Source organism: Candidatus Njordibacter sp. Uisw_039, assembly GCF_047730075.1.
Taxonomy (GTDB): domain Bacteria; phylum Pseudomonadota; class Gammaproteobacteria; order Pseudomonadales; family Balneatricaceae; genus Njordibacter.
Window position 1 is genome coordinate 1,359,745 of record NZ_CP159831.1, and the last position, 25,341, is coordinate 1,385,085.

Genomic DNA, 25,341 nt, shown 5'->3' on the forward strand with positions numbered 1-25,341 from the left:
GTTTGTACAGGGCATTTTTTTGCTATTTTTTTGGCTTTGACAAATGCCCCACATTGGTCGCTGCAGGCTAGCGAGCAGGGCGCTTGCTGGGTCCGTTGGATTTGGTCCAAGGGTTCTGTTTGGCTGGCCTGGCATCTCCAGAAGGAGATTGAGAAGATCTGCGTTGGTTCGATTTAGATAAGGCAGACTTTACCTGTGGCTTTCTTTTTTTAGGGGCCTGTAAAGTCAACTGCTCAGACTTCAGCTTAGGTTTTTTTGGTTTCTTGTTTTTTAGTGTACGAAGGTCACGTGATGGTGGCAGTGCATGAGTAGGTATAAAGCCTTCAATATAGTCCCGTTCAATGTGCTTTTGAATAAGGAGCTCAATGGATTCTAGAAATTCAATTTCATCGGCACAAACTAAAGAGATTGCTTCGCCTGTCTTGTTGGCACGACCAGTTCTGCCAATACGGTGAACATAATCTTCAGAAATATTAGGTAGGTCATAGTTAACCACTTGAGGCAGTTGCTCAATGTCCAGCCCTCGAGCAGCGATATCCGTGGCAACTAATACTTTAACTTCACCGGCCTTAAACTGGGCTAGAGCTCGTGTACGGGCACCTTGGCTCTTGTTGCCATGGATAGCGTCAGCACTTATACCACCACCTACAAGCCACTTAGCTAGCTTGTTACAGCCGTGCTTAGTACGACAAAATACTAATACCCGTGCCCACTTCTTACTGATAATAAGCTCCTGTAGTAGTGCAGCCTTTTGCTTTTTATCTACGGGATACAGCCACTGTTTGACAGTGGGGGCTGCACTGTTAGCAGGACTGACATTGATCTCTACAGGGTTGTTCATGAGGCCTTTAGCAAGGTCTCTTATTTGATCTGCAAAAGTAGCTGAGAACATGAGGTTTTGGCGGTCTTTCGGCAAGAAAGACAAGATGCGTTTTAAATCATTGATAAAACCCATGTCCAACATACGGTCGGCTTCATCCAAAATAAGTACTTCGAGTTGATTGAATTTCACAGCCTTTTGTTGAAATAAATCCAATAGGCGGCCAGGAGTAGCAACTAAAACATCTGCACCGCGACGTAAACGCATCATCTGTGGGTTAATTTTAACGCCACCAAATACCACCGCTGAGGTTAACGGCAAGTCTACGCCGTAGGTGGCTACGCTTTCTGCTACTTGAGCAGCTAGTTCCCGAGTAGGAGTAAGCACGAGGGCTCGTACTTGGTTGGCCTGTGCTCGCTGCCCTTTTGCTAGCCGTTGTAACAGCGGCAAGGTAAAGGCTGCGGTCTTGCCTGTCCCCGTTTGGGCCGCTGCCATGACATCGTCACCCGCCAAAATGGCTGGAATAGCTTTCTCTTGGATTGGGCTTGGAACGGTATAACCTTTGCTCTCTATAGCGGTTAATAGGCGTGGCTCAAGACCAAGTTCGGCAAATGACATGGAGTATCTCTGTAATAGGCGTGTTAGGGCGCTGGAGCATACAGGATATGGGTTAAAAACGCCATTTAAAGACTGTCTTATGGCCTTCTTGTACAATTGGATAATGGGCAAGCTAAGCTGGTTGCGTTACACTTGAAGCACCGTAGTTAACCTAATATGAAGCCCCTAAAAATGCCAAGTGAACAGTTTCTGATTGAGCCTGCAGAACAATTTGTACACTTTCTTAACGCCCTAGACCAAATTGGGTTTTCAGGGGAAATTTCCCCTCATCAAGCTGATCGATTGATTGCATCTACAGACAATAGTGTGTATCAGTTATTACCACAGGGTGTGCTTTACCCGAAACACGAAGAAGACCTAAAAACTATCTTTACCCTTGCTGCCCAAACAAAATTTAACGATATTTATTTTGCTCCCCGTGGTGGTGGCACGGGAACCAACGGTCAATCCTTAACCGATGGCTTAGTTATAGACTGTTCTCGACATTTGACCAATATACTTGAGATTGATGTGGATGAAGGTTGGGTGAAAGTGCAGGCGGGCGTCATTCGTGACCAGTTAAATGATTACTTGCGTCCGTTTGGCGTATTTTTCGCTCCCACACTGTCTACTAGTAACAGGGCCACCCTTGGGGGTATGGCTAATACTGACGCGTGTGGCCAAGGTTCTCGTATTTATGGCCGTACCAGCAACCATGTTCTAGGGTTAAATATTGTATTAGCGCATGGCCAGCAGATCACCACTGAAGCTATCACTAGTAATGCCTTAGCCTTAAAAATTGAAGCGGGTAGTGAGGTTGCCAAACTGTATCAACAGGTGAGTAATTTGGTGAGGCAAAAGCAGGCCGCTATTAATGCACGTTTTCCTAAACTTAATCGTTTTATGACAGGCTATAATTTGGCCCATATAGACAGCGAAAATGGCTTTGATTTAAGTAAACTAATTTGTGGTTCTGAAGGTACCTTGGCCTTAGTTTCAGAACTAACCCTTAAACTAACACCAATTCCTCGAGCAAAAGAATTATTGGTGCTGCGTTATCATTCCTTTGACGCTGCATTACGTGATGCCAATCTTTTGGTGCAACATAATCCTGACGCTATAGAAACCATTGACGACACCATTTTAAATCTAGCCAAAGAAGATGTTATTTGGCCCCAAGTTGCTAGCTATTTAGACCAAGGGAATGCAGATAAATTAGCAGCTATCAACTTAGTTGAATTTGGTGCAATGGATGGCCTTGAGCTTGCTGTTAAAGTAGATGCAATCTGTTGTGTGTTAGAGGCTAACCATGCCAGTTATGAAAGGATTTCTTGTCCGCAAGATATGGCAAACCTTTGGGAATTGCGTAAAAAAGGTGTTGGATTGTTAGGCAATCTTGCAGGTTCAAGACGCCCTATCGCTTTTGTGGAAGACACTGCAGTGCCCCCAGAACACTTAGCAGATTATATTGTTGAATTTAGACATTTACTCGATGGCATGGGAGTGTCCTATGGCATGTATGGTCATGTGGATGCAGGCTGCCTGCATGTAAGACCTGCGCTCAATATGCGTGATCCTGAAGATGCATTAAAACTTAGAGTAATTTCCGATGCTGTGCAAGCTTTAGTACAAAAATACCAAGGGGTCATGTGGGGCGAACACGGTAAAGGTTTTCGGAGTGAATACACCGAAGAAACCATCGGTGCAGAGCTTTATCACGACATGAGACGCATAAAAACTTGGTTCGACCCTCACAATCAACTTAATCCTGGAAAAATATGCAGCCCCTTAGGACCCCGCAACCAGCTGGTTAAGGTGGATGACCCTAGGACCCGTGGCAGCCAAGATCGTCAAATTGGTGAGCTGATCGTTGAACAGTGGCAACCTGTTGTTGCTTGTAATGGTAATGGTGCTTGTTTTAATTATCAGCCAGAATCAGCTATGTGCCCCTCTTATAAAGCTACTAAGGATCGTGTTCAGTCGCCTAAGGGTCGAGCAAGCTTATTACGTGAATGGTTGCGTCAAGAGTCTCAAGGCGGTGCTGATCCTGAGCTAGAACATCAGCTATACCAATCCATGCAAAGCTGCTTAGCCTGTAAAGCCTGCACCACTGCTTGTCCCATTAAAGTAGATATACCTACGTATCGCAGTCGCTTCTTGCAGCATTACTATAATCGTCACAGAAGGCCGTTAGGAGACTACGCTGTTGGTCTGGTAGAACACTTTGGGCTTTATGCGAGTAAAGTGGCATGGGTAAGTAACGCATTAATTCAACTACGGCCTAGCCAGTGGTTGATTCAAAGGTTATTTGGCATGGTCAACATGCCCCAAGTCCATGCTTATGGCATAGAGCGACTGGCTAGTATTGATGGCGTGGAAATGTGGCATAAAGAGAGATTTGAAGGCTTGTCTGAGCAACATAAGCAGCGTTATCCCGTCATAGTGCAGGACGTGTTTACGAGTTGCTACGATTTACCACAAATGAAACAGATTTTATCTTGTCTGGTAAATATGGGCTTTAAACCTCTAGTTATGCCGATGATGCCATCTGGTAAACCACTTTATGTTAAAGGCTTCCTGCGTGCATTCGATCGTCAAGCGGGTAAGGTTGTAAAACAGTTGAAAGCTGCAAGGGAGCAAGGGTTTGAGTTAGTTGCAGTCGATCCCAGTGTAGGCCTAACTTATCGTGATGAATATTGCCAGAGGTTAGGTGCTAAAGAAGTTCCAGAGGTTGCATTACTGCAGGAGTGGTTAACCAGTCACTTGCATGAGGTGAAGTTGCCTAAGTCACTAAACAAACCCAAACAAGTGGTGTCTCTGCTGGGGCACTGCTCAGAGAATGCGTTAGTAACTAGGAGCTTAGAAAGTTGGCGCAATATTTTTGCCAAATTCGCTGTAGACCTTCATACTCCTGCAGTAGGCTGTTGTGGCATGGCGGGTACCTTTGGCCATGAGGCAAAACATCGTGCCCTATCCACCAGACTCTATCAAATGAGCTGGCAACAGGCCGCACAAGCGTCTATAAATAACACGGATACAGTATTGGCTACAGGCTATTCATGTCGCAGTCAAATACGTCAACAGACGGGGGCAACCCCTCAGCATCCACTTACTTACCTTAATTGCCTGTTTGATGAAGTTGAGGATTGATAGTTAGGTTTAGATTAACTTTTTTACCTTGTTTAAAATTCTCATTCGAGCCAACAATACGGGTTAATAATTGCAATTTTTCATCTGCATTGTTAGTTACCTTTGCTGAGAGTTTCTGGAATTGGAATTCACTAAGAATTTCTTGTAAGTAGGCGGTTTCATCTGATGGGTTTGTATCATCATTTCCTGAATATTGAATAGTGCCCAATTTGCTACTTGACAGGTTTGCATCAGCTAAACTCCATGTTTGGCTGCCATTAGATGTTAAATCTAAAGTTAAATTTACTACACCGGAAACTTCTCCTGTCACATTGAGTGCAGGAGCGTTAGCTAGTTTTATCAGGCGGTTGAGTTGGATGTCCTGTAAGGTCATTGGCAAGATATTCAAACGTGCCGACCGTATGGCAGCACTTTGTCCTACGATGCGACCGCCTAGCCAATTGGCCTCAATTTTATCTATTTGATACTGAATATCTGACCAACCTTTAGTGCTGAGTGCTAACTGCGGCTTGAGCAGTTTTTCGCTTGCATTGGCTGCCCAGCTTAGCTGCTCTGCTTCAAGTTGGTGCTTGCCTGTTAGCTGTACAGTTATTTTTTCCTTAGCGTCACTATCTTGGTTATTGTTTTGATTAACGTTGGCGCGGATGAGGCTATAGTCTAGCTGACTATTTCCTGATAGGCCGGTGACACTTAGGTTGGCACTGTTGGCATCAACATTAGAATAATTGAATTTTTGTAAACCAACTATTTGACGGGTATTCCAACGCCAATCAGCTTCGTAATCTACTAACCCATGGCTGATATTAGCTAACAGTGGAGCTGGCAGTTCAAGGGCGTTTTCAAGTTGATTTAGTTGAGGCATTAAAGGTGGTAAATCTACGTTTTTTACTTGCACCAATAATTGGTGATCTGCATTATCCGCATGCCAAATATATTGCCCATTTAAGGCGCTGATATAAGGCGGCAACTGTGATGTAAAGTTGATGTTAAGTTGGCCATCAAGCCAGTTTAATTGACCTGTCGCCAGTGCTTGGAAGGCTGGCCAATGCGGCAGGTTTACGGACGTAGGAAGAAGTTCAAAAGATCCTTCAAGTGGTCGATTAGATAATAAAGTGGAGCCTTCTCCAAGGGTTACTGCAAGACCTTGACTAGGAATCGATTCTGGCCTTAAATTAACGGACGAATCTGACCAGGTCCAATAATCTTGGTCTGGAAGGTAAGCGAGGTGGATAGTTTGGTCATTAGTTAGGTTAAGTTTGTCACTTGCAAACAACTGAACGGCGCCTGCCTCCCTGCGACTTACCACTTGTGTGGCAGATATTTTACTATTGGGCTGAACTTTAAATTGCCATTGCTTAGGGTTAAAATCAAACTCTACGTTACTCAAAAACTGTAGTTGACGCATATCTATGGGGAGCTGTGTCATCCATGGGTTAGCATCGGTTTGAGCGAGATAATAGCCACTTAAATTAGCACTCCCTTGCCAATGGTTAAGGGCATGCACCTGAAGTTGTGATAACTGTCCAAATACTTGATACACAGAGTGAGTATTTTCTAAGGTAGCATTAATATCACCATGTAAAAGCAGGCCTGCACTTGAACCCAATAAGTTCGGTTGTTTCAGGCTTTCTATCGTCACAGGGCTGCCCGCACTGAAGGTTAATTGTGCTTGCTGGAGGAGCAGTGATTGGTACAAATTGGGGTCTATTTTTGTATTATCCCAAGCTGGAGAGACTCGTACCATACTGCCTTCATTAAGCCGCCATTCTGGCGCAGTGTTGGGACTTAATGTTTGAGTTAAGCTAGCATCTAAGTAGAGTTCCTTTACCTTAGGGTTGCTTGCAGCCAATTGTATTTGGCTTTGTAGTTCTCCTTGGGCTTGGTTTAACCAGGTATCAAAATCTGCATGACCACCATCTTCAGTGCCAGCAGGCAGGGTGATATTCCAGTGGCTGTTAAGCTTGCCTTGGGTAATGGTGGTTTGCGCCAAGTCTAAGGGCAGCATGTTAGATAAAAATTGCTGGCTATAAGCTAGGTTAACTGCTCCTTGGCCTTGCCAAACGTAAGCTGCAGCTTGGCGCTTGATAGCGGAGGTGATTTTAGCCACAGGAGCACTATTTTGTGTCGCAAATAATTTAGCTGTTACCTTATCGCCTGTGTCTAAGGTTACATCTAGGTATAGTTGTTGCTGGGTGGGTGTTAAAATTTTACTTAATATACTCAGGCCGTCACGTTGGTTTTTTAGTTGCCCAGACAATTCAAACTGCTGCCCTTGTAAGGTGAGATCTAGGTTAAATTTATCAACTTTGAATTCAGGCCACTCAGATAACCATTGGCTGGGTATTAAAGCTATGTTGGGAACCTGTAGCAGACCTTTTGGGTTAGTTTCTATGGCGCCTATGGCACTACCAATATTGAAGTTAGGCCATTCTCGGGCTTTTATTGATTGCCATGTATAGGCTAAAGATACATCGCTGAGGGATGCAGTAAAGGTACCAGCCGCACTTGTATGGCGCCAACTGAGCTGCTTGATGTGCCAGTTCTGTTGACTTGGGTAACCTACACTTAAATTAATGTCGTGCAAGTCATAAGGTTTGAGTAACGGACCTGCAAGGCTAGGTACCCACAAAGGAATAGCTGCGTAGCTAAGCGGTAGAAGTACGATAAGAGGTATTAATGCATAACGGAACAAAAGCCTTAGCATAGGGCGTGGTCTTTGAATGGGTTTATTATAATTTGACGATAAGTATGGTCCAGTTTTGCATAAATGCCAAGTCGTCGTGATGAAAACCTAATCTGAGGTTTTTTGTTTAAATTCACAAAGATCTTCAATAGTGCAGGCACCACAGCGTGGTTTTCTGGCAATACAAACGTAACGTCCGTGGAGTATCATCCAATGGTGAGCATCTAACAAGTATTTCTCAGGTACTAACTTCAGTAGTTTTTTTTCGACTTCCACCACGTCCTTGCCTGGAGCTACACGGGTACGATTAGACCACCGGAAAATGTGTGTATCTACGGCCATGGCAATTTGCCTAAAGGCAGTGTTAAGTACTACATTGGCAGTTTTTCTGCCGACTCCGGGCAAGGCTTGTAGGGCGTCTCTGGTGTCTGGGACCAGGCCATTATGTTGCGTGACCAGCAATTTGGCAGCTTGGATTACATGATTAGCTTTACTGTTGTAAAGGCCAATGGTTTTAATATGTTGTTTTAATCCTTCTAAACCAAGGTCGAGCATGGCTTGAGGGGTATTAGCCACTTTAAACAAATGGTCGGTAGCTTTATTGACGCTCACATCTGTGGCTTGGGCAGAAAGAGCCACAGCCACCAAAAGCTCATAATGGTTACTAAAACTTAGTTCAGTCTTGGGATGAGGGTTGTCTGCCTTGAGTCTGGCAAAAATTTCTTCACGTTTAGCTTTATTCATTGCTGCGTCCGCTTGTTCTATAATTTAAGCTATCGTTCCCGTTACCCGTACACGCTTACTTCCTGCTTCAGCTAGTGGATGCGCTTTAAGTTGCTGTGTCTTTTGGTAGTAATCAAAGGTATTTTTTGCCGCAATGATTAAGCCCATGCCAACAAATGCACCTGGAGGCAGTACTGCAAATAAGAACCCACGATAGTCATGAATAATGACTAAAGTCCAGTTTTGTGCCATTGGGCCGAGCAGCAAATGCATGTCTGCAAACAAGGTTCCCTGACCGAGTAATTCACGCATAGCACCAAGAAGCACCAGCACTATTGCGAACCCAAGGCCCATACTTAAACCATCCAGCACTGCTAGGTGGGGAGGGTTTTTGCGAGCATAGGCGTCTGCTCGACCTAAGATGGCACAATTGGTGACAATTAGTGGAATAAAAATGCCTAATATCTGATACAACTCATAGGTTAAGGCTTGCATGGTGAGCTCTGCAATGGTCACCAAAGCAGCAATAATCATCACAAACACGGGTAAACGAATGTCGTCCGCCACACGATTACGAATTAATGAGACCAACAAGTTGGATCCAACTAAAACCAAAAGTGTGGCAAAACCTAAGCCTAGTGCATTCACTACACTGCCGGTAACTGCTAATAAAGGGCAAAGGCCTAATAATTGTACGAGTGCAGGGTTGTTGTTCCAAAGCCCATCCATCACTAGTTTTGTTTGCTCTGTCGACATGTTAATAATCCTCTGCAGTGGTATAAAGCGCACTGTATTGGCGTTGATGATACAACAGGCCTTGATGAACAGCATTGACTACAGCTCTAGGGGTAATTGTAGCTCCGGTAAAGCCGTCAAACACTCCACCGTCTTTAGTTACGGCCCAATCACTTAAAGGTGTATTGGCAAGAGACCTGCCGTTAAAACTGTCTATCCAAGTTGACTTCTTACGTTCTATCTTGTCACCTAAACCAGGTGTCTCCTTGTGTTCGATGGTGCGTACGCCTTGGATAAAACCATATTGATCTATGCCCACTAGCAGGGCAATGTCACCACTGTAACCATCTTTAGCGATTACAGGCAAGATAATGGCTTGGGTGCTACCAGACTTGACAGCAGCGTAACCGACAGCTGGTGGTGAAAGGTTGAGTTGGGCGTAGTCCACTAGTTTTAAAGGAGCCGATAATAAGCTTTGATCATAAAAGTGAGGTGGCATCACAGCTGACAATGCACGAGCCTTAGCAGCTGCTTTGTTGGCGGCAATACTTTCGCTACCAGCAATGTAGGTAAGGCTAATGGCTGCTGCAGCAAGTACCGCGAATAAGCCTAAACTAGTGGCGCCAGCACGAATGGAGGCCATTAAACTAGTGGGGGTTTTTAAACTCATTACTCTTCACCTTGTGAGCGAGATTTTTTAGGTTGATGTCCGTAGGCTTTTGGCTGAGTGTAAGTGTCGATCAAAGGGGCAGATAAATTCATCAGGAGTATTGCAAAAGCGAAGGCGTCGGGATAACTACCAAAACTGCGAATGATAAATACCAAAATACCAACGCCCACACCGAACACCAGTTTACCTTTACGACTGGTAGCACCAGACACGGGGTCTGTGACGATAAAGAAAGCTGATAGCATGGTTGCACCAGTCAATAAGTGTTGCGAGGCACTAGGGTAAAGGTCGGGTTCACCCATATGAAATAGCCCCGCACAAAACCCTAAACCGGCTAGCATAGCCACAGGTGCATGCCAGGTAAAAACTCTCGCAGCTAGCAATATAAGGCCGCCTAAAAGATAAGCTAGGTTTATCCACATACTTGCTACTAGACCTAAGCCTAATTGAGGATTGCTGCTCGCAACTTCAGTCAATGTGAGGCCGTTGGTGCGACGCATTAAATCCAGAGGAGTAGCTCTGGTCCAAGAGTCAATACCTCCTGTGACTGATTCTAGCCAAAACCATTGCCATTGCTGGCCAAAGGTCAATGTGGCTTCTGTGCCGGCCCACTGGGTCATGGATACGGGAAATGCAATTAAGCATAAGGCATAGCCTACCATAGCAGGGTTAAACGGGTTGTTCCCCAAACCTCCATAAAGGTGTTTAGCAAAAATAATAGAGAATAAAACTGCCACTAAAGTGAGCCACCATGGGCTAAATGGAGGTAGCGCCAACGCTATCAGAAAGGCCGTCACAAGTGCGCTACCATCGGTCAGGTACGGCATAATAGGCCGTCGTCGCAAACCTAGGACTATGGCTTCAAAGCCAAGGGCAAGGAAACTGGCCCATAATAAGTTGATTAAAGTGCCATAGCCATAAAAGTAACTTTGTACGGCTAAACCTGGAAGTGTGGCCAGTAATACCCAAACCATTAAGCGCGATGTTTTATTTAAGCTATGATGATGGGGCGACGATAAATTAACTAAGGCCATGGTTATGATTCCTGAGCCGATGTTGGTTTTTTTGTGAGATTAGTCTGATGATCTGCTAAGGCTTGGGTGGCGGCTTCGTGAGTGGCTTTGGCGTTAAGGATATCTGCCTCTATACGCTTTGGATCTGCTGCAGTGGCTAAGATTTTTTCCAGTTGACGGATCGTCCCATTAGCTTTTGCAACAGACACCTGTAATATTTTTTCTTTCTCTGGGTCCAGGCCAAGTTTTGTTTCATAAGCGTGCAACTTGGCTTGAGCTACAGCGGCTTTGGTGGTGAGCGCAATTACAGTTTCTTGTAAACCAGCTGCTTGCTCATGGTCTTGGGCTTTAGCATCTGTTAGTGCTTTACTGGTCTTGTTAAGTTTGGTTCGAGTAATAGCAGCGGCAGTTTTAAGCTCTTTATACACCTCTTCAGGGCTTTTTGGTGTTGTGGCAGTTTGTTGTTCCTGCTTTCGTTTATTGACCCGAGCCAAGGCAGCGGCAATGGGGTCTGCTGATGTTGGATTGGCTGCACGTTTAGCAGCTTGGGCTGCAGCAGCTGCTGTAGCCCTAAGCTTGCGTTTCTCTTCTTTAGCTGATTTTTCATCAACTAAGCGTTGTTCACGGGTTTCAAAACGCATGCGAGAAAGTTCTGCTAGTTGGGTTTCATTATTAAGTGCTTTGATCCGGCCTTTGGCATACCGATAATACTGAACCAAGGGAATTTGGCTTGGACAAACCCATGCACAAGCACCGCACTCTATACAATCAGATAGGTTATGGTCCTGAGCTTTTTCAAACTCTTCAGCCTTGGCAAACCAAAATAGTTGTTGGGGCAACAGCTCTGCTGGACAAGCCACCTCACAAAGACCACAGCGTATACAAGAGTGGTGGTCGGCTACAGTAGCTAGTTCTAGGTCTGCAGCTGCCAAGATACAATTACTTGATTTTATTATTGGTGTTTGGGTATCTTGAATCGTGAATCCCATCATTGGTCCGCCCATCACTAAACGGGATGTTTTAATGAGGTCAACCTTGGCAAAGGCTAAAACGTCCGCAACTTTAGTACCAATGAGCACTTCGTAATTACCTGCATTTACCGCGGCTTTGCCAGTTACCGTAGTAATGCGCGTTATCAGTGGTTGGCCCAACACGATAGCATCAAAAACGGCTTTAACAGTACCCACGTTTTGGCACACAATACCAATATCTGCAGGTATGCCTTCATTGGGAACCTGCTGCCCTGTAAGGATTTCAATTAATTGTTTTTCACCACCCGAGGGGTACTTAGTTTCAATAACGCATACTTCAATGTTCATGTGTTGGTTAAGGGCATGATTAAGCGCAGCTATAGCTTCAGGCTTGTTGTCTTCTATACCAATCAGACATTGAGGCTGATCAAGTAACTGTTGCACTAATTGGATGCCAGAGATAATTTGATCAGCGTATTCACGCATCAAACGGTCATCGGCAGTAATATACGGTTCGCATTCAGCGGCATTAATGATGAGGGTGTGGATGCTGCTCTTTGGTTGTAATTTAACAGCGCCAGGGAAACCAGCACCGCCCATGCCAGTAATGCCTGCTGCTTGGATTAGGTATAGCAAATCAGATTTAGAAAGTAATTTGGGGTCGATTGTTGGGTTTAGATCACCCCATTGGTCTTTGCCGTCAGTATCGATGACGATACATGGGCCAGATAGGGCAGATTGGTGAGGCAAAGTTCGCTCTTCTAGCGCACTGACATAGCCAGAGCTTGGTGCATGGATATTTGCACTTACAAAACCCTGAGCGCTGGCAATAAGCTGGCCTTTGAAAACATAGTCGCCGGGTTTAACAACAGCTTTACCTGCTTTGCCCATGTGCTGGCTCAGAGGCAGCACCAATTGTTTAGGTGCAGGCATAACTACAATTGGCAGTTGATTGGATTGTGTCTTATTTTCGAGCGGGTGGACCCCGCCATGGAAGTTCCAAGTTTTACGCATGGTCAGGTGCTCCATGGCTGTAGGGTGAACTGCTGGTAGCAATAAGCTGTTCTGGCTGTTGCCAGTGCCAGTTTACGGGCGTAACTTCGATAGGGATCATGTCAATACAATCAACAGGGCAGGGGTCTAAACACAAATCGCACCCAGTGCATTCATCAATGATGACTGTGTGCATTTGTTTGGCGGCACCGAGGATAGCGTCAACGGGGCAGGCCTGAATACACTTTGTGCAGCCGATACACTCATCTTCCCTGATATAAGCAATGGTACGTATGGCTTCGCTACCATGCTCTGCATCCAGTGGAATAGCTTCTAAATCTAACAGGTCTGCTAGGGCTTTAATGGTGGCTTCACCACCTGGAGGACAGTGATTTATGGCCTCACCGTTAGCGATTGCTTGAGCATAAGGCTTACAGCCTGGGTGACCACATTGGCCGCACTGTGTTTGTGGCAACAGCTTGTCTATTTGGTCAACTATAGGGTCACCTACTACCTTAAAGCGGATCGAGGCGAAACCTAAAATTGCACCAAAAACTATGGCAAGCAAAGCCAATATGACGATGGCAAAATAAAATGTTTGCATTTATATGGCCACCAAGCTGGTAAAACCCATAAAGGCCAAAGACATGATGCCGGCACTAATCATAGCAATAGCCGCTCCCTTAAAAGGTGCTGGTACGTCTGCAACTGCAATGCGTTCTCTCATAGCCGCAAATAAAATGAGCACCAAAGAAAAACCAACTGCAGCACCAAAGCCATATAAAATAGACTCTATAAAACCATTGGCTTTTTTGATGTTAAGCAGGGCGACACCTAACACTGCACAGTTTGTGGTGATTAAAGGTAGAAAAATACCTAGAACTTTATGTAACAGTGGGCTGGTTTTATGCACCACCATTTCTGTAAATTGCACTACGAACGCAATGACTAAAATAAAGCTAATGGTTTGTAAAAACTCTAACCCAAAAGGTTCGAGTAAATAGGTATACGTAAGATAGCTGCACAAAGAGGCAAGAGTAAGCACAAAGGTAGTGGCTAACGACATTCCCATCGCCGTTTCTAAGCGTGAAGAAACGCCCATAAAAGGACAAAGCCCAAGGAACTGAACTAACACAAAGTTATTCACTAACACGGTGCTAACTAGGATGAGTAAATAGTCTACCATTTTGTCTTTAAATCCTTAGTACCAAGAGCTGATAGGTATGGCAAAGTCTGACCAAATTAGTCGGGTATTATTGTAACGCAAAAATCAGCCTAAAACGTTAATTGAGTCGATTCATTTTGCAACATTTTATATTCCATTTAAGTATAAGTAAATCAGTTTTTATTATTTTGTGTTATAAGAGTATTAGGTTATTATGGCTGGATAAAATGCCTGTAGCTTGATTAGGACCAACAAATGTACGCTTATAACCAATTTGATCAAACACTCGTAGACCAACGAGTGGAACAGTATCGTGACCAAACCCGCCGTTATTTAGCTGGAGAAATTCCAGAAGATGAGTTTCGTATTTTACGACTCATGAACGGGCTCTATATTCAACGCCTTGCTCCTATGCTTCGAGTTGCGATTCCATACGGCCTGATGAAAAGCGAGCAATTACGCACATTAGCACAAATTTCACGGACTTATGATAAGGGTTATGGCCATTTTACTACACGTCAGAACATACAGTTTAATTGGCCTACATTAGAATCTGTACCTGATATTTTAGCAGATCTGGCCAAGGTGCAGATGCATGCTATTCAAACCAGTGGTGCCTGTATTCGTAATACCACAACCGACCCATTTGCAGGTGTTAGTGCAGACGAGATAGAGGACACACGGCCTTGGTGTGAGCTTATTCGCCAGTGGAGCACTTTGCACCCTGAGTTTGCCTACTTACCTAGAAAATTTAAAATTGCTGTGTCGGGCTCGTCTAACGATCGTGCAGCGTCTCAGGTACACGATATTGGGTTACATTTGTATCACAATGAAACTGGTGAGATTGGTTTTGAGGTGCTGGTAGGCGGCGGCCTTGGTCGCACGCCAGTTATTGGCAAAACCGTGCGCAAATTTCTTGAGCCACAAGAGCTACTGTCATACTTGGAGGCTGTACTAAGGGTTTACAACCTTAACGGCCGCCGGGACAATAAATACAAAGCTCGCATCAAGATTCTTGTTAATGCCATTGGCATTGATGCCTTTACTGAAATGGTTGAAGCAGAATGGCAACTGCTAAAGGACACAGAATTACGTTTGCCCGAGTCAGAAATTGAACGGGTCAAAGGCTTTTTTACAGGCCCAGACTACTTATCTGCCGTGCATGCAGGAAGTGATTTGCAAGGTGTGTTTGTAGAACATCCTCAGTTTGCCACCTGGTATCGACAAAATACCCGAGACCACAAGCAGGCTGGTTACCGTATTGTGATTGTGGCTCTTAAAAACCAACTGCAAGCACCAGGTGACGTAAGCCATCAACAGATGGATGGCATCGCAGCTTTAGCGGATGAGTTTAGCTTTGCTGAATTACGTTCAACTCACAATCAAAACTTAGTGTTAGCAGATGTAGCTCAACGTGACTTATTGGCTTTGTGGCTAAAGTTACAAGATTTGGATATGGCTCGCGCCAACGTGGGTACCCTAACGGACATGATTAACTGCCCTGGATTAGATTTTTGTAGCTTAGCTAATGCCGAAACTCTGGTGCTTTCACGCCAAATCAATGAAACCTTTGATGATATGGATTACCAGTATGAACTTGGTGAAATTCAGCTAAAAATTTCTGGTTGTATTAATGCTTGTGGTCACCACCATGTAGGACATATTGGTATTTTGGGTGTTGAAAAGGGTGGTAAGCAAGTCTATCAGTTTACTCTAGGTGGTTCGGCGTCTAATGACGCAAGCTTAGGCAAAACTCTAGGTCGCTCTATCGAACAAGACCAGGTGGTAGTGGTGATTGGGCAGATATTGGACGTTTATGTACAGCTACGTCAAATCGATGAAACATTTTTACAACTTGTGCGCCGTTTAGGTGTTGTACCATTTAAGGAGCGTGTTTATGGCACTCATCAAAGATCAGCAGCTTAGTGTTAACCATGCTGCAACACCAGAAATTAGGTTTTCTGATTGGCTCAATCATGAACAGGCTGCAGGTGACACAGTCTTAACCAACGGCGAAGATGATTTGCCAAGTTTGTTAGCCAGTGCTAATAAGTTGTCTATGATCGCTATTGAATTTGAGACTTTTGCCGATGGGCGTGGGTTTAGTATGGCGCGCATGTTACGCCGTGATGGTTACCTGGGTGAAATTCGTGCTGTCGGCGACGTGGCAATGGATCGCATCGACTTTATGCATCGGGTTGGTTTTAATGCCTTTGAGTTACGTGATGACCAACATGCCGCGCAAGCGCTTACCAAATTGGGTGAAGTGTCAGTGCATTTTCAGCCTAGTGCAGATGGTAAAGGCCCAGCTTATATGGCCTAATCTTTAACTCAGTTTTAAGATAAACATAAGTAAAGTGCTGTAGGTTACCCTAGAGCGCTTTATTGCTTTATAAGTTGAAAAATTATAATGGAGAAACGTTAGCTGCTTGTAAACCCTTGTCACCATCAGTAATGGTAAATTGTACTTGTTGGCCTTGCTCTAGGCTTTTATAACCTTCTTTAACGATGGCACTAAAGTGAACAAACACGTCTGCACCATTAGGCTGTTCTAGAAAACCAAAACCTTTGGTGTTGTTGAAAAACTTTACGGTACCAGTGATTACTTCTGACATGATTATTCCTTGATATGATTAACTAATACCACCTTGGCACATTACAAACATGAACACCCATTATGCAGCGCTGGGCTCTAGCATCGAAGGCACTATAATAAAAATCTTCGATGGCAGTATGCTAGACCCTGTAACTGACGAACTGTTAAAAGTCAGCCTCTCTGATAGGTGGATGCACAAAGTCATAGGTGCGAAAAAGTTGGACTCGTTACAGCATAGCTTGCCGCCTTAGTTTTTACTAGAACAGTTTGGTCAGTTTATTAGCTTCAATCAGAGCCGTTAAATCGCTGGAACCGCCAATTAAAATACCATTGATAAAAATCATTGGAAATGATGGCCAGCCTGTCCACATCTTGAGGGCATTACGGCGATACCAGTTATTGAAGTAGCTACCGTATTCTAGGTAAGAATGGTAGCGCTATCTATTTAATGGATCAATTGTAAAAACATTATCATGGCTGATTAAAGATCAGGTATTATGCGGCTTATAGCTTTATTCATGAGTGCTCCGGTGGTTATATGACTTTGGAATTTTCTTTGGCCTATTTTTTGGCAGTATTCATATTTTCTGTTACCCCTGGGCCAGGCGTTTTTGCGCTTATTGCTAAAGCCTTAAAGCACGGGGGTCATGGCTGTTGGGGCTTAGCTCTCGGTATGACTATGAGCGATATAGCGTATTTATTATTGGTTGTTTGGGGGCTTGCTTATATCGCTAATGAATATCAAGTTATTTTTACGCTAATTCGCTGGTGTGGTGCCGCCTACTTGTTTTATTTGGCTTGGCAGGTTTGGCATGCACCTATCGAACTGAATGCAGTTGATCTTCCTCCTGCTCGTAATAAGGGAGCAGGTTTTATACTGAGTTTTGCAGAAGGCATGCTGATATCAGCCACCAACCCTAAGGTAATGCTGTTTTATATTGCGTTCTTACCTACTTTTGTAGATTTAACCGTGTTAACCACTCAAGGTGTGGCGTTAGTTGTTGGGCTTAATTTTATTGCCTTGATGTTGGGGTTAATACTGATCGCCTTTAGTGCCAGCAAGGCCCGAAAATTACTTAGCCAGCATAAGGCGGTAAAGCGTTTAAACCAAATTACAGCAGGTCTTATGGGAACTGCAGGGCTACTAATCTTAACTCGCTGATTGCTCTAGGCCAGTATAGAGGTACTCATAAAGACGCTTTGTTGCATCTGTTTGATTACCTCTATCATGCTTGAATACTATTTTGACGTGGCCCAACTGTGGGCTCTCTTGTATTTGTAAGTGGCTGTGTAACCCATGAGGAACGGTGCTGCGGGCTAGGGCGCTAATACCTAAACCGGCCTCAATAGCGGCTTGAATGCCCAATAAACTGGATGAACTATAGGCGATACGCCAGGCAATACCAGCAGCATTGAGTTTGCTAATGATTTGTTGCCGGTACCGGCAGCCGATGGGGTAGACCACCAAGGGTACGGGTTGGTTCTCAGGCCAGTCAAAATGACCGTTGGTAACCCAGACAATGGTCTCGTAAAATTCATCACCCGAATTAATTGGTAGGGTTTCTTCTAAGCTGTCCGTAGCCAAAACAAGGTCATAATGCCCTTGTTGAAAATCTTTTAACAACTTCACGCTTAAATCACAATTCACTTCTAAAGCAACTTCAGGGTGGGCTTGGCCAAACTGGCTAAGCAGTCGAGGCAAAAATGACACTTCAAAGTCATTGGGTATGCCTAATCGTACCTGCCCAGAAATTCTGCTTTTGGCTAAACGAGTCACAGCGCTGTCGTTGATATCTAACATTCGTCTGGCGAAACCAAGCAGTACTTCACCTTCTTCTGTGACTTGCAGACCGTTATTTCTCTGGAACACTGTAATATCTAGCAGTTCCTCTAGTCGCTTTACTTGCAAGCTGATAGCAGGCTGAGAACGTCCTAGTAATGCGCCAGCAAGAGTAAAACCACCTAGATCTACAATGGTGATAAAGGTGCGTAGTAGTTCTGTAGGGATGTTCTTCATTGATAAATTATAAAGCAAATTAATAATGAATAAATAGTTATTAAAATAATTAATCTATTTAGGTTTAATACTAGGTATAGTCGAGGCATAATTTATAGCTCATAACAAATGAGTTTTAGTCATGCCATTGAAAACAAAAAATTTGCCTCCCCTTAATGCATTGGTGGCCTTTGATGCGGCTGCAACGAACATAAGTTTTACTCAAGCCGCAGCTAAACTGTTTGTCACCCAAGGCGCTATTAGTCGCCAAATACGTAGTTTAGAGGAAAATTTAGGTATTGTTTTATTTGACCGCCAACAGCGCCAAGTACGCCTGACCTCTGCTGGTCGTGAATATCATCAGCAGATAGCTGATGCCTTAAATCAGATTTCTGTGGCAACCTTTGCCGTTAAAAATCCAGTGCAAGCGAAACAAATTACTATTGCTGCTAGTCATGCTGTTGCTTCATTGTGGCTTATGCCTCGCATTACAGAATATTTGCGGGCCTATCCAGACACTGATATACGGTTGTTAGTGGCTGATAACGTACTCGAAGTAGATGCTGCTGACTTTGATTGTAGTATTGGTTTTAGTGCCTTTGAGCCTGTTGCTTACCAAGTGGATCGTTTATTTTCGCAGCGTGTGTTTGTGGTTTCGAGCCCCGATTTTTTAGCACTACACAAGGATCTATCTCCAAAGGAGTTGCTGGCAACAAGGCAGTTGGTATTGGACAACCCAACCATTGGTTGGTTTAACTGGCCAGACTGGTTTAAAGGGATGGATATGTTGCCAGTAGTGCCGCAACATAAAGTTACCTTTAGTCATTACAATATGCTGATTCAAGCGGCTCAGCAAGGTCAGGGTGTGGCACTGGCATGGGACCATTTATTGTCTGATTATTTGGCCACGGGCAGTTTGGTCAAAGCCTTTGACCAAACTTTAGATACAGAAGCTAGCTTCTATCTAATGACGTCTCTGATGGGGAGCAGGAAACCAGATCTGGACGAGTTTCGTTTGTGGTTAATGAGTAATCTATGAGTTAACCTCATGGGATGAATGATAAATGATCGTTTGTTGAACTGTCTTGTTTGAGGCAAAGTGGCCGTGTTATCTGTTGTGCGCCAATTTAAGGATCCTACCATGAACGCCTTTGATCGTATTCCACTCACCAGCCTAGAAAACGCTATGCTTCCAATTGAAGATGCTAGTGGTCTCCCTAACCCCTTATATAACGACCCAGATATGTTTGCTGAAGAGCGCGATCGTTTATTAGGTAAGACATGGTCTGGTGTTGGTTTTGCTGGAGATTTGCCTCAGCTTGGTTATGTTAAGCCAGTTTCTTTTATGGGCTTGCCGCTTGTTATTATGCGTGATCATGATGATGTAATACGAGTTTTTCACAATGTATGTAGTCATCGTGGTATGGAATTGATCAGTGAAGAAGGTCCAGTTCAGGGAAATATTCGTTGTCCTTATCATTCGTGGACCTATGATTTAAGTGGTCAGCTGAAAGGTACTCCCCATTTAGGTGGGGTTGGTATTCATAAACTAGACAGCTTCGTATGCGAAAAACATGGAATGAAGGAAGTTTCAAGCGCAGTGTGGTTTGACATCGTGTTTGTAAATATAGATGGAAAGGCAGACCCATTTGAGCAGTTTATTGCTCCTGTTGTTGACCGTTGGCAGCCTTTTCTGGGTGATTCTGGTTACGGCCGCATGCGACGAGAGATCGCAACTGACGGAAAAGTAGAGGGAGCATTCACCCTAAATGTTGCTTGCAATTGGAAGCTGGCAGTTGAAAATTACTGTGAAAGCTACCACCTACCTTGGATTCATCCTAACTTAAATGCTTATTCGCGTATTCAAGATCATTACCATATTATGTTTGCCAATGAATTTTCGGGGCAAGGTTCCACGGTTTATAATTTAACTGATACGGCGGGTACTCGCTTACCAGTGTTCCCTGAGTGGCAGCAAAATCGCAAGAAAGAGGCTGAATACATCACGGTATTTCCCAATGTGCTATTGGGCATTCAAGCTGATCATACCTTTTCCATAGTTCTAGAACCGGTAGCAAATAATCAGACAGTTGAACATTTACGTTTGATGTATGTTGGCGATGAGGCCGTTGGTCCCACATATAAGGGCTGCAGAGATGCGACTTTAACAGCTTGGAAAGAAGTTTTTGGTGAAGATGTAGCAGTAGTTGAGGGCATGCAGCGAGGCAGGGCCTCACCTGGATTTGGCGGGGGTAAGTTTTCTCCTGTGTTAGATAACCCAACACACTATTTTCACCAATGGGCAGCTAAACGTTTAATCGCTAGCACACAAAACAACGGGAGTATAAAACCATGAATCAGTTTCAACAGGGTGTGACCCACTGGACTAATTTTATTAATGGTCAATGGGTAGACAGTGAACATCTCATCAAGGTAGAAAATCCTGCTACTGGCGAACTTGTTGGCACCATTGCATGTGCTACGCCCGAACAGGTCAATCAAGCAGTGAGCGCTGCTCGACAATGTCACGATTGGCGACTTATGGCCAGTATGCTGCCATACAAACGCATGCAATTATTACATTCGATTGCAGCTGAAATTAGGTCCTTAGCCAAGCGTGGTGGTGAACTCTTGTGTCTGGAAAATGGCAAGCCATTAAGCCAAGCTGAGGGTGAGTTTGAGGAGGCTGCACGATACTTTGAGTACTATGCCGGCATGGCGGATAAGATTGAAGGTCAATCTATTCCTCTGGGTGATGGATTAGTGGACTTTACCGAATACGAACCGTTCGGGGTTTCAGCTCAGATTATTCCGTGGAACTTCCCTGTTTCCTTAGTAGCTCGATCGTTAGCGCCTGCTTTAGCAGCTGGCAATTGTGTGGTAATCAAGTCGCCTGAGTTAACACCATTAGCGGTGGCTTTGTTAGCTGAGGCGATGGTAAACGCTAAAGTGCCAGCAGGAGCGGTGAATATCTTATGTGGTTATGGCCACGACACAGGGGCAGCGTTAGTGGCCCACGGAGATATTGATCAGATAGTGTTTACAGGTTCTGTAGCCACGGGGCAATCTATAATGAACGCTGCTATAGAGCATGTAGTGCCTTGCGTCATGGAGTTGGGTGGTAAGTCCGCCGGAGTTGTTTTTGCTGATGCTAATTTAGACCAGGTGATTGCTAGCGCCGAAGCAGGCAACCTCTTCAACTCAGGACAGGTGTGTTCTGCCATGTCTCGTCTTATTGTGCATGAGGATATCTATGAAGAGGTTAAACAGCGTTTAATTTCCTGTTTTTCTACTAAGTCTGTGGGGTCTGGTATGGGTGAAGCTGATGTCACGCCCATATTAACCAAGGTGCAGCTCGATAAAATTGAAGCCATGTGCTTGCGAGCCCAAGATCAGGGTGCTAATTGCTTGTTGGGTGGCACAGCTTTGCCTAGGGCAGGTTATTTTATGCCACCAACAATTATAGAAGCAGAAGCAAATACAGAAATAGCTCAACAAGAAGTATTTGGTCCTGTTTTAGTATTAATGAAATTTAACAGTGAACAAGAGGCCTATGACATAGCCAATGGTACTGAATTTGGTTTGGTGGCAGGCGTATTTACTCAGGATTTAAGTTTAGCTTTGCGCACTAGTCGTGCGTTAGTTGCTGGCCAAGTATTTGTCAATGAATGGTTTGCGGGTGGCATCAGTACTCCTTTTGGTGGGGTAGGAAAATCGGGTTTTGGGCGTGAAAAAGGTCAAGAAGCTTTGTATAATTACGTCCGTACTAAAAATATAGCAATTCGTTTAACACCCTAGAGAATTATGCATGTCTTCTGCTAATCAATCTGTGCCTTATAAAAAATGGCTTTGTATTATTTGTGGTTTTATCTATGACGAAGCCTTAGGCTGGCCCCATGATGGTATAGAACCTGGAACTCGCTGGGACGATGTGCCTGATGATTGGTTGTGCCCAGACTGCCTTGTAGGCAAAGAAGATTTTGAAATGATTGAGATGCCAGCAGAGCCAATTCAATCAGGTGAAAATACAACCGCTGCAGCGTCAGTATTGTCAGCTTTAGATAAACCTCAAGGTCCTATTGTCATTGTAGGTTCAGGCTATGCCGGTTATAACCTCGCAGAAGCCATTCGAAAGCTTGATGGCCAGGTAGACGTCGTCGTATTAACCCAAGATGCGGGTAAGCACTACTCAAAGCCTGCTTTATCCACGGGTTTAACAATGCAGCAAACAGCTGAAAATTTGGTCATAGAACTACCACTAGATCGGGCGCATCGTTTGAACATCCGTATCATGACCCATTGCACTGTTGAGCGCGTAGACACCCAGTCTAAACAGCTGTTCACTGACATAGGTCAGCAGCCATACGGCCAGCTTGTTTTAGCTCAGGGAGCGCAAGCGATTAAGATACCCTTTGAAGGTGACGCTAGCGCAGATGTTGTCAGTGTTAACAGCTTACAAGACTATCGTCGCTATAGAAACTTACTAGAAGGTAAGGAGCGCGTACTTTTGATTGGTAATGGCTTGATTGGTTGCGAATTTGCTAACGATTTAGCCGCGGTGGGTAAACAAGTGAATGTGGTGGGGCTTACCGCTTGGCCTATGGATCGTTTGTTGCCAGAAGCTGTGGGTCGAAAATTACAGGCTTCATTGTCTGCTATCGGCGTGAACTGGTGGTTGGATAATACGGTTAAATCCATCAATTATATTGACCCAACAAACCCACGGGCTGGCTATGCAGTAACTTTGAAAAGCGAAGATGTGTTAGAAGTGGACGTTATTGTCTCTGCTGTGGGCTTACAAGCGCGCACTAAGCTTGCCATCAACAGTGGCATTACCTGTGGTGTGGGCATCAAAACTGATACTCGTTTAATGACTAACATCCCTCATGTTTATGCTTTGGGTGACTGTGTTGAGTTTGATGGTCAGTTGCAACCTTATATTGCTCCTATTTATTGGGGTATCCAGGCCTTATCACAGACACTTACTGGCACCTTTACCGAGGTTAGTTATCCACCAATGACCGTGGTGGTTAAGACTCCAGTTTGTCCAATTACCTTATTACCACCACAACAAGGCCATCATGGTCAATGGCTGTTGGAGCAAAGTGAAAAGGGCATGATCGCTCGGTTTAAAAGCAATGAGGGTAGGATCTGTGGTTTTGTCTTACAGGGTGATCAAGTGGATCAGCGTAAGCAGTTGTTAGACGAGATGATAAGCAACTAACAGCGCATTATTCTGTTAGAATGAGTGGCCTAACTATTACTTATACCATTGCCAATTCTGATATGAATACTCTGATCAGCGAAGTCGTTTGGTTTGATATTCCTGTGGTTGATGTAGTCTGTGCTTTTAGCACTCTATCCTGCTGCCTTGCTCCGAAAACAACATACGAGAAATCCTTTGTCACAATATGATTTTGCCAGTTTAGACTTAAATTTGGCCTTAGTAGATAACCTTGCAAGCTTAGGTTACTCAGAAATGACGCCGATTCAGGCGCAAGCTTTGCCACCTATTCTGGCTAATAAAGATGTCATTGCTAAGGCCAAAACTGGCTCTGGTAAAACAGCTACCTTTGCTTTAGGTTTGCTCAATAAACTTGACGTAAAACGTTTTCGGGTACAAACCTTGGTGTTATGCCCAACCCGAGAGTTGGCGGATCAGGTGGCGGTAGAAATACGTAAACTTGCCCGTGGCATACATAACATTAAGGTGCTTACTCTATGTGGTGGCATGGCCTTTGGGCCGCAGGTAGGCTCTTTGGAGCATGGCGCACACATTATTGTGGGCACGCCAGGTCGTGTAGAAGAGCACCTACGTAAAGCTAACCTTAATCTTGATGACCTCACGACTCTGGTTTTAGATGAAGCTGATAGAATGTTGGATATGGGTTTTCAGCAGGCTTTAGATGACATTATTAGCTACATGCCTAAACAACGGCAAACGATGTTGTTTAGCGCTACCTACCCTCCCAAGATTGAAAAGACTGCACAACGAATTATGCAGTCGCCAGTCACTGTGGAAGTACAGGATAGCCACAGTAAACAAAGCATCGCACAAACCCTTTATCAGGTAGAAAGTGATGACGCACGCATAGATGCAGTGCGTTTGTTGTTACAAGCTCATCAACCTGAGACTACGCTCATTTTTTGTAATACCAAGATTGAAACTGACCAAGTGGCCAATGAGTTGCGTACGGCAGGTTATGAAGCCTTGGCCTTACATGGTGATTTAGAGCAGAAACAACGGGATCAAACCTTGGTGCGTTTCGCTAACCGTAGTGCCTCTGTCTTGGTGGCTACGGATGTTGCAGCCCGTGGTTTGGACATTGAAGCCCTAGATTTGGTGATTAATTATCAAATTGCTCGCGAGTTAGAAGTGCATACACATCGTATTGGCCGGACAGGTCGTGCTGGTGCTCAAGGTATTGCCTGCACTTTACATACACAAAAAGAAAACCACAAAGTGGGTTTGTTAGAAGATTACTTAAAACAAAAGCTTGAGCGCGACGACTTACCACCCATATCCTTGTTACGCCAACCTGCGTTTTCCCCATCAATGGTGACCATTCAAATTGGTGGCGGCAAAAAACAAAAGGTAAGAGCAGGAGATATTGTTGGAGCGTTAACGGGGGCTGATGGTATTCCAGGTTCGGAAATAGGCCGCATACAGGTGGGTGACCAATGGGCCTATGTGGCCGTGGCGCAAGCATATGGTAACACTGCGTTCAATAAGTTGAGTGAAGGCAAGCTTAAAGGCCGTAATTTTAAAGTTAGACGTTTACGAGGTTAGTATGAGTTTAAATCTGTTGTTACGCATTAACAGTGCGTCTTTTTTACTATTCGGTTTAGTGATGTTACTTAAAACCGATGCAGTTAATCTGCTACTAGGCACTGAAAAAACCATGTTGATGCACTCCATTGGCATTATTTTAGTGGTTAATGGCATGCTGCTTTTAGTTGCATCCTTGCGTGAGAAAATTCAACCCCATGAGGTATTTTTCTTTGTTCTAGGCAGCTACGGTTGGACCTTGCTCACTGTCATACTAATAAGTGCCGGGGCAGTTATTATTGATCCAATGGGTATAAGAGTGACGTTTGTGATTGCCATGTACACTGCTGCCATGGGGGCATTACAATTTAGGCATTACAAACTGCTTAAAGGGCGTTTGTAGAATTGGACTATTGTTGTCATGTTTGACTCACTTCGTCATTTCCTTCATATTTTCTGA

The 25,341-nt window shown here is 44.3% G+C and carries 22 protein-coding genes and 1 pseudogene; 12 read left to right on the forward strand and 11 right to left on the reverse strand.

Annotated elements, in window-relative coordinates:
- Positions 1-67: 67 nt before the first annotated feature.
- Entirely contained in the window at positions 68-1,438 is a 1,371-nt protein-coding gene (locus ABXT70_RS06430) for a DEAD/DEAH box helicase (protein ID WP_443642347.1), read from the reverse strand.
- Positions 1,439-1,609: 171 nt separating this feature from the next.
- Here ABXT70_RS06430 and ABXT70_RS06435 point away from each other — a divergent pair, with 171 nt between their 5' ends.
- Entirely contained in the window at positions 1,610-4,567 is a 2,958-nt protein-coding gene (locus ABXT70_RS06435; protein WP_443642348.1) for an FAD-binding and (Fe-S)-binding domain-containing protein, read from the forward strand.
- On the opposite strand, the gene ABXT70_RS06440 is transcribed toward ABXT70_RS06435, so the two are convergent.
- The 8 genes from ABXT70_RS06440 to rsxA all read right to left on the reverse strand — a co-directional run bounded on the left by ABXT70_RS06440 (position 4,536) and on the right by rsxA (position 13,541).
- Positions 4,536-7,271 carry an intermembrane phospholipid transport protein YdbH family protein gene (locus ABXT70_RS06440; RefSeq protein WP_443642349.1) on the reverse strand — a complete coding sequence of 912 codons (2,736 nt, stop codon included), beginning with the start codon at positions 7,269-7,271 and terminating at the stop codon, positions 4,536-4,538. The genes ABXT70_RS06435 and ABXT70_RS06440 overlap by 32 nt on opposite strands.
- An 87-nt stretch (positions 7,272-7,358) precedes the next feature.
- A complete protein-coding gene (gene nth / locus ABXT70_RS06445; RefSeq protein ID WP_443642350.1) occupies positions 7,359-7,994 on the reverse strand; it encodes an endonuclease III in 636 nt (211 codons plus the stop codon).
- 24 nt (positions 7,995-8,018) lie between these two features.
- Positions 8,019-8,729 (reverse strand): electron transport complex subunit E, encoded by a 711-nt coding sequence (locus ABXT70_RS06450; protein ID WP_443642351.1) that lies wholly within the window; start codon positions 8,727-8,729, stop codon positions 8,019-8,021.
- Between the two features lies 1 nt (position 8,730).
- A complete protein-coding gene (gene rsxG / locus ABXT70_RS06455) occupies positions 8,731-9,378 on the reverse strand; it encodes an electron transport complex subunit RsxG (protein WP_443642352.1) in 648 nt (215 codons plus the stop codon).
- Positions 9,378-10,412 carry an RnfABCDGE type electron transport complex subunit D gene (locus ABXT70_RS06460; RefSeq protein WP_443642353.1) on the reverse strand — a complete coding sequence of 345 codons (1,035 nt, stop codon included), beginning with the start codon at positions 10,410-10,412 and terminating at the stop codon, positions 9,378-9,380. Before ABXT70_RS06460 ends, rsxG begins: the two co-directional genes overlap by 1 nt.
- Positions 10,413-10,414: 2 nt before the next feature.
- A complete protein-coding gene (gene rsxC / locus ABXT70_RS06465; protein ID WP_443642354.1) occupies positions 10,415-12,376 on the reverse strand; it encodes an electron transport complex subunit RsxC in 1,962 nt (653 codons plus the stop codon).
- Entirely contained in the window at positions 12,369-12,959 is a 591-nt protein-coding gene (gene rsxB / locus ABXT70_RS06470) for an electron transport complex subunit RsxB (protein WP_443642355.1), read from the reverse strand. The genes rsxC and rsxB overlap by 8 nt, the downstream gene beginning before the upstream one ends.
- Entirely contained in the window at positions 12,960-13,541 is a 582-nt protein-coding gene (gene rsxA / locus ABXT70_RS06475; protein WP_443642356.1) for an electron transport complex subunit RsxA, read from the reverse strand.
- 234 nt (positions 13,542-13,775) lie between these two features.
- Here rsxA and ABXT70_RS06480 point away from each other — a divergent pair, with 234 nt between their 5' ends.
- Positions 13,776-15,446 (forward strand): nitrite/sulfite reductase, encoded by a 1,671-nt coding sequence (locus ABXT70_RS06480; RefSeq protein ID WP_443642357.1) that lies wholly within the window; start codon positions 13,776-13,778, stop codon positions 15,444-15,446.
- Positions 15,418-15,843: a DUF934 domain-containing protein gene (locus ABXT70_RS06485; protein WP_443642358.1), complete on the forward strand. Its 426-nt coding sequence runs from the start codon at positions 15,418-15,420 to the stop codon at positions 15,841-15,843. Before ABXT70_RS06480 ends, ABXT70_RS06485 begins: the two co-directional genes overlap by 29 nt.
- 82 nt (positions 15,844-15,925) lie before the next feature.
- Here the strand turns inward: ABXT70_RS06485 and ABXT70_RS06490 are convergent, their stop codons facing one another.
- Positions 15,926-16,135, reverse strand: coding sequence for a cold-shock protein (locus ABXT70_RS06490; RefSeq protein WP_443642359.1), 210 nt, complete (start codon positions 16,133-16,135; stop codon positions 15,926-15,928).
- A 49-nt stretch (positions 16,136-16,184) separates the two neighbouring features.
- Here ABXT70_RS06490 and ABXT70_RS06495 point away from each other — a divergent pair, with 49 nt between their 5' ends.
- Both ABXT70_RS06495 and ABXT70_RS06500 read left to right on the forward strand, forming a co-directional pair.
- The gene (locus ABXT70_RS06495) at positions 16,185-16,367 is read left to right on the forward strand and encodes a hypothetical protein (RefSeq protein ID WP_443642360.1); all 183 of its coding nucleotides are present in this window, start codon (positions 16,185-16,187) and stop codon (positions 16,365-16,367) included.
- A gap of 287 nt (positions 16,368-16,654) precedes the next feature.
- The gene (locus ABXT70_RS06500) at positions 16,655-17,278 is read left to right on the forward strand and encodes a LysE family translocator (RefSeq protein WP_443642362.1); all 624 of its coding nucleotides are present in this window, start codon (positions 16,655-16,657) and stop codon (positions 17,276-17,278) included.
- Here the strand turns inward: ABXT70_RS06500 and ABXT70_RS06505 are convergent.
- Positions 17,267-18,133 (reverse strand): LysR substrate-binding domain-containing protein, encoded by an 867-nt coding sequence (locus ABXT70_RS06505; RefSeq protein ID WP_443642363.1) that lies wholly within the window; start codon positions 18,131-18,133, stop codon positions 17,267-17,269. The genes ABXT70_RS06500 and ABXT70_RS06505 overlap by 12 nt on opposite strands.
- A gap of 121 nt (positions 18,134-18,254) precedes the next feature.
- Here ABXT70_RS06505 and ABXT70_RS06510 point away from each other — a divergent pair, with 121 nt between their 5' ends.
- The 7 genes and pseudogenes from ABXT70_RS06510 (at position 18,255) to ABXT70_RS06540 (ending at position 25,284) form a co-directional block, all read left to right on the forward strand.
- Positions 18,255-19,151 carry a LysR substrate-binding domain-containing protein gene (locus ABXT70_RS06510; RefSeq protein ID WP_443642364.1) on the forward strand — a complete coding sequence of 299 codons (897 nt, stop codon included), beginning with the start codon at positions 18,255-18,257 and terminating at the stop codon, positions 19,149-19,151.
- Positions 19,152-19,253: 102 nt separating this feature from the next.
- Entirely contained in the window at positions 19,254-20,468 is a 1,215-nt protein-coding gene (locus tag ABXT70_RS06515) for an aromatic ring-hydroxylating oxygenase subunit alpha (protein WP_443642365.1), read from the forward strand.
- A complete protein-coding gene (locus ABXT70_RS06520; protein ID WP_443642366.1) occupies positions 20,465-21,910 on the forward strand; it encodes an aldehyde dehydrogenase family protein in 1,446 nt (481 codons plus the stop codon). Before ABXT70_RS06515 ends, ABXT70_RS06520 begins: the two co-directional genes overlap by 4 nt.
- Before the next feature lie 10 nt (positions 21,911-21,920).
- A pseudogene (locus tag ABXT70_RS06525) lies at positions 21,921-22,109 on the forward strand (rubredoxin); the annotation flags it as partial.
- A complete protein-coding gene (locus tag ABXT70_RS06530; RefSeq protein ID WP_443642491.1) occupies positions 22,107-23,336 on the forward strand; it encodes an FAD-dependent oxidoreductase in 1,230 nt (409 codons plus the stop codon). The pseudogene ABXT70_RS06525 and the gene ABXT70_RS06530, both read left to right, overlap by 3 nt.
- A gap of 177 nt (positions 23,337-23,513) precedes the next feature.
- Positions 23,514-24,902, forward strand: a complete 1,389-nt coding sequence (dbpA, locus tag ABXT70_RS06535) for an ATP-dependent RNA helicase DbpA (protein ID WP_443642367.1) — start codon at positions 23,514-23,516, stop codon at positions 24,900-24,902.
- A 1-nt stretch (position 24,903) separates the two neighbouring features.
- Positions 24,904-25,284, forward strand: coding sequence for a hypothetical protein (locus ABXT70_RS06540; protein ID WP_443642368.1), 381 nt, complete (start codon positions 24,904-24,906; stop codon positions 25,282-25,284).
- The last annotated feature ends 57 nt before the right edge of the window (positions 25,285-25,341 follow it).

What these genes read in the sequence shown, in the direction of transcription:
- ABXT70_RS06430 (WP_443642347.1), bottom strand. Translation starts at nt 1,438, where the DNA reads ATGTCATTTGCCGAACTTGGTCTTGAGCCACGCCTATTAACCGCTATA.
- ABXT70_RS06435 (WP_443642348.1), top strand. Translation starts at nt 1,610, where the DNA reads ATGCCAAGTGAACAGTTTCTGATTGAGCCTGCAGAACAATTTGTACAC.
- ABXT70_RS06440 (WP_443642349.1), bottom strand. Translation starts at nt 7,271, where the DNA reads ATGCTAAGGCTTTTGTTCCGTTATGCATTAATACCTCTTATCGTACTT.
- nth (WP_443642350.1), bottom strand. Translation starts at nt 7,994, where the DNA reads ATGAATAAAGCTAAACGTGAAGAAATTTTTGCCAGACTCAAGGCAGAC.
- ABXT70_RS06450 (WP_443642351.1), bottom strand. Translation starts at nt 8,729, where the DNA reads ATGTCGACAGAGCAAACAAAACTAGTGATGGATGGGCTTTGGAACAAC.
- rsxG (WP_443642352.1), bottom strand. Translation starts at nt 9,378, where the DNA reads ATGAGTTTAAAAACCCCCACTAGTTTAATGGCCTCCATTCGTGCTGGC.
- ABXT70_RS06460 (WP_443642353.1), bottom strand. Translation starts at nt 10,412, where the DNA reads ATGGCCTTAGTTAATTTATCGTCGCCCCATCATCATAGCTTAAATAAA.
- rsxC (WP_443642354.1), bottom strand. Translation starts at nt 12,376, where the DNA reads ATGCGTAAAACTTGGAACTTCCATGGCGGGGTCCACCCGCTCGAAAAT.
- rsxB (WP_443642355.1), bottom strand. Translation starts at nt 12,959, where the DNA reads ATGCAAACATTTTATTTTGCCATCGTCATATTGGCTTTGCTTGCCATA.
- rsxA (WP_443642356.1), bottom strand. Translation starts at nt 13,541, where the DNA reads ATGGTAGACTATTTACTCATCCTAGTTAGCACCGTGTTAGTGAATAAC.
- ABXT70_RS06480 (WP_443642357.1), top strand. Translation starts at nt 13,776, where the DNA reads ATGTACGCTTATAACCAATTTGATCAAACACTCGTAGACCAACGAGTG.
- ABXT70_RS06485 (WP_443642358.1), top strand. Translation starts at nt 15,418, where the DNA reads ATGGCACTCATCAAAGATCAGCAGCTTAGTGTTAACCATGCTGCAACA.
- ABXT70_RS06490 (WP_443642359.1), bottom strand. Translation starts at nt 16,135, where the DNA reads ATGTCAGAAGTAATCACTGGTACCGTAAAGTTTTTCAACAACACCAAA.
- ABXT70_RS06495 (WP_443642360.1), top strand. Translation starts at nt 16,185, where the DNA reads ATGAACACCCATTATGCAGCGCTGGGCTCTAGCATCGAAGGCACTATA.
- ABXT70_RS06500 (WP_443642362.1), top strand. Translation starts at nt 16,655, where the DNA reads ATGACTTTGGAATTTTCTTTGGCCTATTTTTTGGCAGTATTCATATTT.
- ABXT70_RS06505 (WP_443642363.1), bottom strand. Translation starts at nt 18,133, where the DNA reads ATGAAGAACATCCCTACAGAACTACTACGCACCTTTATCACCATTGTA.
- ABXT70_RS06510 (WP_443642364.1), top strand. Translation starts at nt 18,255, where the DNA reads ATGCCATTGAAAACAAAAAATTTGCCTCCCCTTAATGCATTGGTGGCC.
- ABXT70_RS06515 (WP_443642365.1), top strand. Translation starts at nt 19,254, where the DNA reads ATGAACGCCTTTGATCGTATTCCACTCACCAGCCTAGAAAACGCTATG.
- ABXT70_RS06520 (WP_443642366.1), top strand. Translation starts at nt 20,465, where the DNA reads ATGAATCAGTTTCAACAGGGTGTGACCCACTGGACTAATTTTATTAAT.
- ABXT70_RS06530 (WP_443642491.1), top strand. Translation starts at nt 22,107, where the DNA reads ATGCCAGCAGAGCCAATTCAATCAGGTGAAAATACAACCGCTGCAGCG.
- ABXT70_RS06540 (WP_443642368.1), top strand. Translation starts at nt 24,904, where the DNA reads ATGAGTTTAAATCTGTTGTTACGCATTAACAGTGCGTCTTTTTTACTA.